The organism is Shewanella sp. Sh95 (assembly GCF_001308045.1).
GTDB lineage: Bacteria > Pseudomonadota > Gammaproteobacteria > Enterobacterales > Shewanellaceae > Shewanella > Shewanella xiamenensis.
In genome coordinates this window covers 118,901-132,997 of the sequence record NZ_LGYY01000276.1, presented here as the reverse complement: position 1 = coordinate 132,997, position 14,097 = coordinate 118,901, and the positions used below count along the sequence as shown (strand labels likewise).

Genomic DNA, 14,097 nt, shown 5'->3' with positions numbered 1-14,097 from the left:
CGCTGTAGCACGACCTAAAACAAAGGGCGCATCTGCGCCCTTTTTATCTATAATTGCAAAGCATTAGGCTCATACGATGCCCAGCACTAAAGCGCCTAACTGGTCTTCAGCCAACCTTTTATCAACTTGACCACTTTATCGTAATCGTCATCAAAACTGTGGCCACCGCTTAACTCCATCACAGTGACATTGGGCTGCTTGACCTCTGGGCATAAATGCAGCGGCGCATCGTCCTCTTTACCATAGAGACAAAGCATAGGCACAGTGGTTTGTTTGTTGACTTCGGGTAAGGTTAAGTAACGAGCCGATTGGTTATCCGAGGTGACAATCTCACTCACATGGATTTCAAAATCCGAGGATTGTGAAGGAGAAAGCAGCACAGCGCCCAAGACATTCTGCCGATATTGAGCGGGCATATCATTTAACACAAAGGGAATCACTTCGGCCCCGAAGGAATAACCAATCAAAATCACTTTTTGCGTGCCAAATTCCGCCTGGTACTTATCAATAATCGCTAAGGTATCTTGGGTGACCTCTTTAGGATCTTTTTGTTTCCAATAATATTTCAGCGAGCTCCAGCCGACGACAGGCCAGCCCTGCTGTTGCAAAATGCCCCCTACGGCTTTATCAAGCGTTGCCCAGCCACCGTCACCACTCAAAAAAATCACCAACGGTGGTTTGGCATGGGATGACGCAGCTTTTACCTGAGTTGATGATTCGACAGGCAATAGGGTCAGCCCCAAATTATCGGCAAACTCATCAGCAAAGACGTTAGCAGTGAAACATAAAAGTAAAACGCTCAGTAGCTTGATTAAGGATTTCGTCATCTCGCACCTACTTTTTAAATACGCCAGTTGTACCACGACTCGTTAAGGTCACCAGACTGCCCACCACTACAGGTAAAGAGAGCCCACCATAACAAATCAAATACTTAGCCTCCCACCTGGGATTAAACTTATCCTTATACCTTCTAAGCCCCTGAAAGTTGTAAAATTTATTTCCCTTCTTATAAACCGTTTTGGCAAGCTTAGTCCAAAATGGCACCAAGGCTCTATCAGTCAATCCAGACATGGGCGCCATGCCAAGATTGAACTGCTGATATCCTTGCTGTTTGCCCCATAGCAAGAGTTCTGTAAACAAAAAATCCATAATATTACTGCCCGATAAACTAGGCTCATAGCGCATCAAATCAACCGAAAACTCTATTTTGGCCGCACTGGCCCACACATTGGAAAAAGCTACAAGCTCGTCGTTTAAATACACTAAGGCCATCGGCGTGGCGCACAGGTAAGCAGCAGAAAAATACCCAACTGAAAATCCCTTTTCTCGACCTTGCTTCGCCTTAAGCCAGCTCGAAGAAATAACCTCTAACGTTGGCAATAGGGCCTTCACTTCACTGGCCTCGATAATTTTAAACCGTAACCCTTCCCTTAAAGCCTTCGCATGACTTTGACGCAAGCTACGATACTTACTCGACTGTAAATCAAATTCCGCTAAGGGCACTATGGCCTCCTCGCCGAGTTTATATAGGCTCAACCCTTGTTCTAAAAAGTGGGGTAAATACCTTTGCGTGACTTGATAAAATACTGGCCAACCATCGTAAGCATCGCATAACTCCCTAAACTGCCAGAGTAAATCATCAAATTTATCTGGATTTCCAATCGGATCGCCCATCACAACCCAGCAATGTCCTGCGCGGGCATACATTAAAAATGCATCGTTATCTTCATTAAATAACAATGACTTATCTTGAACTAAAGCAAGAAATCCGTGGCTACTTGGGGCGTTAGCGACGATATCCATAGCGCAGCTTAAAGTATGCTCATCCAATAGACGGGTTTGCGGTCTTCTCATCGCTAACACGTAGCGAAAGGCAAAAATCAACAAGATCACTAGGGCAACCGCCCCACCCCGCAATGCACGGGACACATGGCTATCTTGAGAAAAAGTAAACCAAAGTGAATGATCGTAATCCACATCCTGATAGGCAAAAAATAGCACCCACATCATCAAAAATAATGCCGCCGCCAGCGATAAGGCCCAACCAAAAGAATATTTAATTCCCACAATAGAACCTTGGCGATAAAAAATCTGCTCGCAGGGCAGCATTAATAAATAAATAAGACCAAGTGCGAGGGATATCTGCCACTGAGCGCCCTTTAGTACAATAAACACCATGGCTACCAATAAGAGTTTTTGCGTTAACTCAAACGCTTTTTGATAACGTTTAAATAGACCGTGGGATAATAGCAAGAGTAAAATAGCACTCGCACTCAATATCAAACTTGATAGTTCCACAATTGGTAGCGGCACTATCTCACCTAGCCAATGATATTTATGAATAATGGAAGGGTTAACAACCGATAGCAACAACACTAAGCCAACGCCAAAAACACTAATGCTTAATAATGGTGGCAATAATTGCCTGACAATCTGTAAATTAACATTTAACTTAGAAAACTTATCCTTATTAGTTAATACTAAGGTTGCCACAAAATACATCAGCGCTAAAATAAATGGCACTATGTAATACATTAATCGATAAATAATCACTGAACTTAAAATTTGTTCGGCAGGTAAATATTGCGATAAGGTAACAGTAACTACCGTTTCAAATACGCCAATCCCTCCAGGCACATGGGCAAGCACCCCGATTGCATTGGCTACAAAAAAGATGCTAAGGACCTGTAAATAACTTAATCCATCCACCTCAGGTAGTAGAGAGTAAAATAATGTCCCCACAACGATCCAATCAATACTCGATACTAGAAACTGCTTTAGAGATAAGGAAAAAATCGGTGGTGCCAATTCGAACCCACGAAATTGAATAGACCTTTTCCACATCAGGCTAAATACAAAATAGCTAATGACACCCAGCAACATCAAGATACCAATCACTCGATTAAGAGAGAAAAACCAAGTTGGCAACGGTAAGTCGGAAAGTTGCTCTGCAGGAAAATTAATCAGAGCAAGTCCGCAGATAAAGAAAAGTCCAAGGAAAAATGTCACTGAGCAAGCGAGTACAACCTGGGTAATATTATTGCCACTCAAACCTAATTCAGAATAAAATTTGTAGCGTATAGAAGTGCCGGTCAATAATGAAAAACCTATCGTATTAGAGAAGGTAAATGCCAGGAATGAAACAGGAGCTACCTGTTGATAACTTAAGGGCGATTTTAGTTCTCTAATGGCAAGATAATCATATAATGTTAATAGTAGATAACTGACCAACGTCAATAAAACCGCTAATAAAATTTTTGATGGTGCAAATTGTTTAATCTCTAAAAAAATATCATTTAACTGATAATCCTGCTCTAAGTTATATAGCAGAAACAACGAGACTGTGAATATTATCAAACTAATAATCACACGGATCCGCCTACCCATTTTACTCTCCAAGCGCTGTTTAATCTGCAAATAAAATCAACAATAAGCATTGATAGGACATTAAAATAAAATTAACTTTATTTTATTATTCAATCCTATTTAATCGAACGATTTTTAACATAGTGATTTTGGAGAGGCAATCTAATTAATCATTCGCTTCATGATGTTTTATTCATCTTGTAAACACTTTGTTCTAATCTGGCTTAAATATCACCCGAATAGTTTAAAACAGCCATTAAGTGGTCAGCTTTTTTGGCTTAACCATTCTAAAAAAATGAATAGGTTGCATGTCCTATCCTTCACTGTACACAGCATGATTTTGGCCATATTTCACATTGCCTTTTTCAGCTCCGAGCGCATCCTGTTAACGAAATTATAACAAAAGCAGGAGCACCTATGTTCAACAAAACAATCCACTCACTCTCAGGCAAAGAATCGACAGCCAAACAGCGTCATTTTTTGCCGAGCAACCCCAATCGTAAGGCGAGTTGGCTAATGCCTACAGGCATAGCTCTATTAATGGCATTCAATCTAACAGGTTGTTTTTCTGACGATGATCCCGCACCAGTGGTAACGCCACCCGTGGTGCAGCCACCTGAAACTGGACCCACCTTTCCCGAAGGTGCAATCAAAATCCCCGCTGGCGATAACCTCACGATGCGTATTCAAGAAGCCTTAATTAACGCGCAAAGTGGTGCAGTGATCGTGCTTCCTAAAGGAACCTTTAATATCGACTCAACTTTGCTATTCGATGGCGATGTAGATGGGGATGGCAGTTATGCCAAAAACGTCACTATCATGGGCTACGGGATGAAGGACACTATCCTTAATTTCGCCCAAGCTAACTCGGGAGATGGGATTTTCGTCCAAAACGCTCTCAACATTACCATTCAAGATCTGTCGGTTAATGAGGCAAAAAACAATGGTATCAAACTTAAAAACACTAACGGCATTATCCTGCGCCGCGTTGGTGCAGTATGGGAAGGCGAACTCGATAAAGATAATGGTGCCTATGGTTTGTATCCGGTTGAATGTGAAAACATTCTGATTGAAGACAGTTATGTTCGCGGCAGTGCCGATGCGGGGATTTATGTTGGGCAGTCCCAATATATTGTGGTGCGTCGCAATATCGCCAAAGAAAACGTGGCGGGGATTGAAATCGAAAACTCCAAATATGCCGACGTGTATAACAATGAAGCGATGGGTAATACGGGTGGGATTTTAGTGTTCGACTTGCCGATCAATAACCACAGATACGGCTCTAGCGTGCGGATTTTCAACAACAAAGTGTATGACAACAACACGCCGAACTTCGCCAATGCTTCTGCTAACCCCGCAGGTGTGCATATTGTGCCGCCAGGCACTGGAGTGATCATTTTATCCACCGCAGATGTGGAAATTTTCAATAACCAAATTACCCGTCACGACACCCTAGGAGTGACTGTGAGTAGCTTTTTTATTGCAGAACCCGATATGACCTCCTTTGTCGGCAACTATGGTCAACCTGGTCAAGCGATTGAGGATGGTTGGCGTCCTGTACCACGTAATATTTATTTACACGACAACGTAATTACCGATTATGGTAGCAAGCCAAAAGGTTATTTAATTCAAGATATTATTCGAGCCTATATCATAAATCATGGCACGTTACCCGGCGTACTCTACGACGGCTTAGGGGAAATGCTTGCTAATAACGGCACCGCCGCTTACCTCGGTTTGAAAGAGACGCCCTTTGCCACTGACGGTAGCGATAACGTCTGCGCCAGTGATAACGGCAACGTATCCTATGGCCGGCTCTATGCCAACAGCAATACGGATATCAGCATCGCCGATGTGCAATATGAAAAGACCCAAAACGCCCTACTGAAATGTACTCAAGTGAGTCTGCCTGTGCATACCGTCACCTTTGCAGGCCAAGTATTTGGCTGCGGGGTTGACGATAATACCGCAGGTTGTGATGGCGGCGTATTGGTCGGTGGCGGTGGTACTATCGGTGAAGGCGAAGGCGGTCTAGTAGGCGATGGCGATCAAAGTCTGTGTAAAGCGACTGGCTCAAATGTTAGTTGGGATGCACTGCTGAAAGCAAACTGTCCTAAACTGTCGGATTACAACCTGTTTAGCGATGCCAAAAACCCCACCACAGGCCCGAATTCGGGTGGTGTCCCTTACGATCTCAACACGCAGCTCTTTACTGACTACGCCAGTAAATATCGCTTTGTGTATTTACCTGCGGGACAAAAAGCCAGTTACTCCGAAAAAGAAGCGTTTGATTTCCCTGTGGGGAGCGTTATCGTCAAATCCTTTGCCTTGCCAAGCGATACCAGTAAGCGCGGTATTAGCAACGAGAGCTTGATTGAAACCCGCTTACTCATCCATCGTCCAACGGGCTGGAGCGCACTGCCCTATGTGTGGAATGCAGATAAAACCGATGCCACGTTGGCGAAAGCGGGAGCGATTAGCAGTCAAACGTTGAGCCATAAAGGGGAAAGTCTGACCTTTAACTACATGGTCCCGAGCATGAACCAATGTAAGCAGTGTCACCAGTTTAAAGCTGATAACAATAGCAACGCCGTGTTTGTGCCTATTGGTCCTAAGGCGCGCCATTTGAACCGCAATTTCAGCTATCAAGATGGCAGTATGAACCAACTGCTGAAATGGGAAAGCCTTGGTATTTTGCAAGGATTGCCCAACCTAAGCCAAGTGCCACAAGTGCCCGCCTACCACGATGGTGACGAAGCGACCGTCGCAAGCTTAAGCGATACCGCATTAATGCAAACGGCTAAGGGTTATCTCGACATCAACTGCGCCCATTGCCATAGACCCGAGGGCAACGCCTCTAATACTGGCCTAAAACTCGAGTACTGGCGTGGCTACAGCGATGATGCAGGTTTCTCCCATGGCACCTGTAAATCACCGGTTGCCTATGGCGGTGGAAACTTAGGTTTCGATATAGTCCCAGGCAATGCCGCTGAGTCCATCCTGCACTTTAGAATGCAAAGCACGACTCCGGGCGATCGTATGCCTGAAATTGGCCGAAGCTTAGCCCATGATGAAGGCGTAGCGTTGATCAGCGAATGGATTAAACGTCTACCCGCAGCAAGCTGCTCACGCTAGCGTTAACGTAACAGTGGGTGAAAGCATGCTTGCAATCACCCACTTGCTTACCACTTCAAGACAGAGCGACCCCTGACATTGAAGGCCAACTCGAGGCCTTCTTATTTTCTAATGACATCTTAACGAGCTGATAATCCATGAAAAATCGCCAAACACTTTCGTTGGTGTTGATTATCACTGTGCTGCTCACAGCCTGCGGCGGTAGTGACAGCCAAAGCAGCGATAGCGGCCAAACACCGCCGCCCACGACCCCAACCAATCCAACGATACCAACTAGCCTTTGTGTTAATACTTCAGGGCAAGTTAACTGGCCCGCCTTGATGGCAGAAGACTGCCCAGTGTTAAGTCAATATGGTCTCTTTATCGACCCGACAAACCCAACCATACAACCACAAGCTCCGGGGTTTAGCTATCAGCTCGCTACGCAGCTGTTTTCTAACTATGCCAGCAAATACCGCTTTATCTATTTACCCGCGGGCAGCAGCATACAGTACCAAGCGCAGGAGGCATTTGAGTTTCCAACTGGCGCCGTGCTGGTTAAAACCTTTGCTCTTCCACAGGATACGGCTATCACAGGCATAGCCAACGAAACGCTAATCGAAACGCGGCTATTGATAAAACGCCCCCAAGGTTGGACGAGTCTGGTTTATCAATGGCAACAAGGTGAGGCAAAGCTGCTTACCGCAGGTGCAAGCGTGCATCATACCCTGATTAACCAAGGCCAAAGTCAAAGCTTCGATTACAACATACCGAGCCGCGCCGAGTGCAAAATTTGTCACCAAACCAACCAAGATAACAGCAGCCAAATCATTCCGATTGGCCTTAAAGCCCACTTATTGAATCGCGACATAGTCGACCAAGGACAAAGCGTCAATCAACTCAGCCTGTGGGCCAAACAAGGCAAGCTTGAGCAGTTACCCGAGTTAAGCCAAGTGGCCAAAACCTATGCAATTGACAACCATCAAGCCGATTTAACCGCCCGCGCTAAGGGCTATTTAGATGTAAACTGCGCCCACTGCCATAGCGCTAAAGGCTTTGCCAGTATCTCTGGATTACGCCTCGGTTTTTATATCGATCACACCAGTTATCAATATGGGATCTGCAAGCAGCCTCCGGGATGGGATGGCGGTGCGAAAGGACTTGATTACGATATTGTCCCCGGCAATGCTGAACATTCAATTTTGCTGTATCGCCAAACGCTCTCTGAACCGAAAGATCGCATGCCGCCTATCGGTCGCAATCTTGAGCACCAAGAAGGCGTTGAATTAATTCGTCAATGGATAGATTCACTGGCACCGAGTTTAGGGAATTGTATTTAGGAAAGTGCTGAGTAGTACTAGGGCGTGTTGACGTTTCAGGGTTATTTTTGCAGCAATGTGGCTGGCTTTTATGCAAGGCAAAGTCCGTGCAGTGTAGTTATTCTACATAAACGGACGATAACGCGGCAGAAAAGCCAGCCAAATGCTGCCCGAAGGGTTCGTCTGGCAAGCCCTTGCTCTTACTTTCTGTCATAAGAGCCGCTCGTCATTTGAGTAGAATAACTACACATCATTCCTCGTTTCGCGAGCACGTGCTTTCCTGAACGAACAAAATCTAATCTCGAAACGTCAACACGCCCTAATGTCACTCACATTGCATAGCAATGGAGTGACGTTAAACAAAAATAAATGGGATAAACAAGGATGAAATTGAATATAGGATAGCGCCGTTTCCCTTAAAGTATCGCGTCCGTTTTTAACCAATTAAGCTAGTTCACTATCCTTTAGCCGCAGTTAAGCCGACTAAAATACCCTGGCGGGTGGCCAATCCAATGCTTAAAGGATTGACGGAAATGGCTCACATCGCTGTAACCTAAGGTCTCGGCAATCGCCTCAATATCTAGCTTGTTGGCTAAAATCAACTCGACCGCCCGTTGGCAGCGCACCTGATCAACGAGACGCTGATAACTCGATCCCAGCTGAGCAAGTTTACGCCGAAAACTGCGGTCGCTCATATGCAGCTGCGCCGCCATTTCATCTAAATGAAGTACATGGGGAAAATGTGCGCGGATCGCTATCAATACGGTTTCGATAAAGGAGGTGGTAAAAGCTGAAGGCGTTATCTCTGCAAATTTAGGGAAAGGATAGTTTATTGCAAGAGCAAGATAATCAAGGGAAATACTCCATTCGTAATATTCGCAATTAAACTGCACTTTCGCACCCGTTGCCTCCTCTAAAAAATGGCAGTCTCGACCTGACCCAACCAAATTAATTTGACTTAGCGTTATCGCCTCCCCAGTCAGCTCTCTGGCGAGCCCCAATAGTGACCCAATACTGTGTAAAAACTGAAATCCGTATTGTGCTTTATCAATACGACCCGTATTAAGCCAACGAATGCAAACACTGTCATCTGTTAGACGTACCAAAGAATCAGTAAAACTACCAACTAAACTCGGGTGATTAATCACAAACTGTAAGCAGGCCTGCAATGAGCTAAGTTGAGCAAGATGGGGCAACAATACATCTAAGCTACTCACCCGATAACTCAGCCCTAATTTAGTACCAATATCGGGATCTCCACCCTGTAAGCGTAAAAACTCCATCGCATATTCCACCTGCCAGACAAAGACAAACTGGCAATGATTAAGCTCAGTCCGGCCAACACCAATATGACCACAGACTTGCTGTAAGGCTTTTTCGCCTAACTGTGAGGCAATAAAGTCGAGAATATTACGCAGCTCAAATGCGGGATAGGTTTGATCGCCTACCATCAGGTTCGTCTTGTAATCGACGCGCTGTAACATGGAATATCCTTAATGTGATTTGTTCAGCTTTTAATTCCCTAGGTGATTAGTTGTATAAGATCTCGCTTATTTTGAATAGTCTTAAACCAAACTTAATGTTAAAAAAATGTATTATTTCATTTCGCGCCCAAACAAAACAAAAACGCCTGCATATTCGCAGGCGTTTTCATCTGTATTAAGTCAATGCGTCGGCTTACATGGGACGATTTTTCTCAACTAATCGATTAAAAATCGCATTTACCGACAGGGACGCACCATGGGCGATTTTATCGGCTAGTTTCTTGCGCACCTGATAACGCAGCTTATACACGGTACGTTCGCCCGCTAACTGCATTAACACATCATCACTGGTTGAAATCGCATCGATAAGGCCTAATTCAATCGCCTGTTGACCGTACCAATGTTCACCAGTTGCCACCTTTGCCAAATCGAGCTGAGGACGATATTTGGTTACAAAAGCTTTAAACAGCTCATGGGTTTCTTCGAGCTCCTGTTGGAACTTCTGTCTGCCCTCGTCAGTATTTTCGCCAAAGACGGTTAAGGTGCGCTTAAAGTCACCGGCTGTGTGTTGCTCATAATCAATTTCGTGCTTTTTCAGCAAACGGTTGAAGTTAGGCAACTGAGCAACTACCCCGATAGAACCCACGATGGCGAATGGCGCGGCATATATTTTATTGGCGACACAGGCCATCATATAACCACCGCTGGCGGCAACTTTATCCACGCAAATCGTTAATGGGATCTCGGCCTGACGCAGACGATCGAGCTGGCTCGATGCCAATCCATAACCATGCACCATGCCACCGCCACTTTCGACCTTGACAATAACTTCATCACCCTTTTCGGCGATGGTTAAAATTGCGCTGATTTCTTCCCGCAAAGATGCTACTTCGGCGGCATCAATACTGCCTTTAAAATCAATGACAAAGACCTTGCCTTTGTGGTCTTCTTCGGCCGCTTTTTCCTTCGCCTTTTCGTCTGCTTTCAGCTGTTTTTCGTAGGCTTTAAACTGCTTCTTCGTCAGCAGTTCCTCCTTCAAACTGTGCTTTAGTTCTTCCAGTTCTTCTGAAAGGTTAGTGATCCTCAGTTCACCTTTATCCGATTTGTGCTTCACAGTGGACGCGAGGACGACAATAATCACAGCAACAATCGCAACAACGATAGTCACAGCTTTGGCCAAAAACATGCCATATTCGTATAGAAATTCCAAAGTACTCTCCGTTGGGACCTAAGGTGATCCGGTTTAATGCGCGCTATTCTAACAGCCTAAAGCGCCATAAAAAAACCCAGCAAAGGCTGGGTTTTTAGGATTTAACTCGGATTAGTTAGGACAAGTCGCGATCACACTTGGATCGGTGACGTAAATAGTGGCCTCACCTTTACCCGCAGTCGATGCATAGGTGGCTACTTGAGTCTGCATCTCTACCGTTGCCGCAGCTGCCATACCATCTGTAGAACTCTTCTCGCTTGGGTCAACAATAGAACTGTGATGGCCCTTGGCAAAACGCACCACACCAAGCCCTTTCGTCGTAGCATCGACGCAAGGTAAACCCATTGCAGAGATCAGCGGTTCAGTACCTGATAATGGGAAGTTATCGACACTATTAGGTAACACTTGATCCGCTAAGTTACCATTACCATCACCGGCGACTTCAATTAAGTGCACAGGTAATCCTGTTGCTTTTAACATGCCAGCATGGTTAACCGGATCTGCTGAGTCCACCGCCGTTTGCACAGCAAAGGCAAAAGTAGGAATAAATTGCGCGTAAACCGCCTGAACTAAAGCCGCATATTCAGGGCTGCCTGGCTCATATCCTGCCGTATTAGCCTTATCGACTAAAGCTTTGAATGTCGCCGAAGCAGTGACATTATTAAACAGTACGGGACCGAAGGTGGCTGAACCGGCAAAAGCGCCTGCTAAACCACCAGCAGGAGCAACCAAAGAAGCCGCATTAATCACATAAGGGTTAGGTAAGGCTTCACCCGTGGTTGGATTTCTCATCCCCGTGCTGGCATAGGTAGCAAAATCGGTTCCCACAATCGCACCTAAACTTAACCCCTGCGCACTGATCTTAGAGACATCAAATACTTGTGGTTGATTAGCCTGCGCAAGCCCTTGTGCGAAGCCAGTTAAGGCTAAACGCACGCCAAGGTGATCCATGGTTGCCTGACGGAAGTTATCTCGCACAGAAAGTGTGCTTGAGATATTGACAAAGACTAACGGGTTACCATTTTTAAAGGCATCCGGAGTACCAATCACATTGCCAAAAGAGGGATCGGTTGCCGAAACTTCGTAAATACCATCCCCATTGGCATCAAATGAACGAGCACCATGTAAAGGCATATCGATAGCTACCGTTGCCACGCCCATGGCCGCATAAGAACCCGCATAAGCTAAAGACATTTCCTTACCGCCACCTAAACCATGCAGCGCAATCGTGGTTGGCCAGCCTGATGTTGGTGGTGTAAAGGTTAAGCCTTGCTGCTGATAGAAGGCCGCGAGTTTAGTGGCATTAGGCATAGAAATCAGTACAGGTACCGTTTCATAACCTTTAATCGCAGGGATTGGGTTAAATTTGGTCAAATGTTTGGTTTTATCAACCGCAGTACCATCGTCTAATAGCCAGGTTTTACCTGCCATTAGCGAAGGATTAGCTAATGCATCAGCAGGGTTAGCAATACCATTAGCGACAGCCTGCATACCAAAGTTTGTTTGACTTAAGGTGCCCGCTTGCAGCGCTAATAGCACAGAAACGGGGCTATCGCCTTGGGCTTTCCAACTCCCATTTATTAGTGGTTTACCTTCTGCAGATAAACAACTGACAGAAGAACAATCACCGTAAATTGGCAATTTAATTTTTGCAGTATAGACATCCGCTAAATTTGAAACCACGTAAGCCATACCATCTGCTGGTTTTAATCCCGCAGCCTGAGCCACAGTTAACCCAGTAGGAGTAGGCATTTGTGCAAAACTAGGTGCATAGGGAGCGCCTCTTGCCATCAACAGTTTTGTGGTTTCATAAACATTTGCGACTGATTGAGTAGTGAACAAGCCAGAGTAGGTAATGGTTGAAGTATCAACATTATGTGCAGCTGCTATCCCCTTCTCATAACTATTGATTAAGGTTTGCAACATCAGTTGATCTGGCGTTTCTAGAGGCAGCGTATTGATATCCATCTTCAACGTACCATAGGTTGTTGAAGGGGCAATGCCGCGTCCCTCTGAATCCTGAATTAACTTAGTGGTCGCATAAATATAAGACTGACCCGCTTTAAGCGGTTCTAGTGGAATAATGACGACTTTATTGCCTGAGGCAGTAGAAACAAAGTCCACACCAAATTGTAATTCAGCCCCTACTTTACAAGCTGATACTGACGGTTTGGCTTTACACTCAGGATCAGAGGACAAAGCGCCCCCCACGGTAGCCTCAAACATTCTTACCGCGCCAGGCTGGGCAACAGATGCCGCCATCAGGGTGAGCTGGGTGCCATCATGATCTTTTGCTAAATCGATATCAATTGAAATGGGCGACGTAGTTGACCATCCATCTAATGCACCGAGTGCAATCTGAGGATCGGTATAATTACCAGAACTTTCACCCGGTATAGATAAAGTACCATCCTTAGTGCCGCTGAACAGGAGGTCATTTGGCAAAGGAACTTTAGAGTTAGCAGGGTCGAATACCATACGGGATTCAGGGATGAGCGGCTCCGTCTTATCCTTGAGTTCGTTATAACTGTCCTCGCCACATCCTGTGAGGCCCAGTGCTGATGCAATCGCAACACACAAAATGAGTCTTTTCATTTTTTTTCCCCAAATCTTGTTGTAATAGTTTTGTTTTCCCCAAGAAATTAGTCACAATAGCGCAAAATCTATGACTAATAGGGCTTATGTTAGCCCCTAACTCATTTCAAGTTAACGTAAAAATATTGAGTTAGCCACAAGTTTGTCACAAAGATTTTAGCTATTTATAACAAAGTTTCATTCATTTGTTTGAAACATGCGTTTAGCAGTTCAGCGACTCTAGAAGTGGCGGGCATTTTCGCCAAGAGGAATAAAAGGCTCATGTTGGAATATCAAGCAGCAAAAGATTTACTTAAAGGTAAAACTATTTTAGTCACTGGTGCAGGAGCAGGCATTGGTCGCGCGGCGGCTATCGAATTTGCCAAGCATGGCGCCACGGTGATTTTACTCGGTAAAACCGTTAAAAAACTCGAAGCCGTTTACGATGTTATCGAGCAAGCGGGTTATCCGATGCCAGCCATTGTGCCACTTGATTTAAAAGGTGCGACCGAACAAAACTACCGTGATATGGCCGACACGATCAGCGAACAGTTCGGCCATTTAGATGGTTTACTGCATAATGCCAGTTTACTCGGCGCCCTAGGTCCGTTTGAACACATCGATATTCCTTCACTTGAAGATGTACTTAAAGTCAATGTCACCGCACAAGTGATGCTAACCAAGGCATTACTGCCAGTGCTACGCCAAGCACCAAGTGCCTCGATTATTTTCACCTCAAGCAGTGTTGGTCGTCAGGGCCGCGCCTACTGGGGGCCCTATGCCTTCTCGAAATTTGCCACCGAAGGCATGATGCAGGTACTCGCCCACGAATGTGATGGCACTTCAGTCCGCGTGAACAGCATTAACCCAGGCGCAACGCGCACCGAAATGCGTGCTAAAGCATACCCTGCCGAAAATCCATTGGATTTAAAAACGGCCGAAGAAATCATGCCGACTTACCTGTATTTAATGGGACAGGACTCTAGCGATATTAACGGTCAGCAATTCAATGCCCAGTAAGTAAGACTCA

Annotated in this window: 8 protein-coding genes; 3 read left to right on the top strand and 5 right to left on the bottom strand. The window is 45.3% G+C overall.

The features are described from left to right. Window positions 1–95 precede the first annotated feature (95 nt). On the bottom strand, window positions 96–827 hold the full coding sequence (locus tag AEA42_RS21280) for an AcvB/VirJ family lysyl-phosphatidylglycerol hydrolase (RefSeq protein WP_037428586.1): 732 nt from the start codon (window positions 825–827) through the stop codon (window positions 96–98). 7 nt (window positions 828–834) lie between these two features. After that, a complete protein-coding gene (mprF, locus tag AEA42_RS21275; RefSeq protein ID WP_055648777.1) occupies window positions 835–3,387 on the bottom strand; it encodes a bifunctional lysylphosphatidylglycerol flippase/synthetase MprF in 2,553 nt (850 codons plus the stop codon). 396 nt (window positions 3,388–3,783) lie between these two features. Between mprF and AEA42_RS21270 the strand changes: the two genes are divergently transcribed. Continuing rightward, on the top strand, window positions 3,784–6,501 hold the full coding sequence (locus AEA42_RS21270) for an SO2930 family diheme c-type cytochrome (RefSeq protein WP_082389688.1): 2,718 nt from the start codon (window positions 3,784–3,786) through the stop codon (window positions 6,499–6,501). A 137-nt stretch (window positions 6,502–6,638) separates the two neighbouring features. Further along, the gene (locus AEA42_RS21265; RefSeq protein WP_037428591.1) at window positions 6,639–7,820 is read left to right on the top strand and encodes an SO2930 family diheme c-type cytochrome; all 1,182 of its coding nucleotides are present in this window, start codon (window positions 6,639–6,641) and stop codon (window positions 7,818–7,820) included. 443 nt (window positions 7,821–8,263) lie between these two features. Here AEA42_RS21265 and AEA42_RS21260 read toward each other — a convergent pair whose 3' ends face one another. The 3 genes from AEA42_RS21260 to AEA42_RS21250 form a co-directional block, all read right to left on the bottom strand. Continuing rightward, window positions 8,264–9,283 carry an AraC family transcriptional regulator gene (locus AEA42_RS21260; RefSeq protein ID WP_055648776.1) on the bottom strand — a complete coding sequence of 340 codons (1,020 nt, stop codon included), beginning with the start codon at window positions 9,281–9,283 and terminating at the stop codon, window positions 8,264–8,266. Window positions 9,284–9,476: 193 nt separating this feature from the next. Further along, window positions 9,477–10,493 (bottom strand): protease SohB, encoded by a 1,017-nt coding sequence (gene sohB, locus AEA42_RS21255; protein WP_037428596.1) that lies wholly within the window; start codon window positions 10,491–10,493, stop codon window positions 9,477–9,479. Between the two features lie 111 nt (window positions 10,494–10,604). After that, window positions 10,605–13,088, bottom strand: a complete 2,484-nt coding sequence (locus tag AEA42_RS21250) for a VolA/Pla-1 family phospholipase (RefSeq protein WP_055648775.1) — start codon at window positions 13,086–13,088, stop codon at window positions 10,605–10,607. 261 nt (window positions 13,089–13,349) lie between these two features. Here AEA42_RS21250 and AEA42_RS21245 point away from each other — a divergent pair, with 261 nt between their 5' ends. Next, window positions 13,350–14,087, top strand: a complete 738-nt coding sequence (locus AEA42_RS21245) for a YciK family oxidoreductase (RefSeq protein WP_037419993.1) — start codon at window positions 13,350–13,352, stop codon at window positions 14,085–14,087. Window positions 14,088–14,097 lie beyond the last annotated feature (10 nt).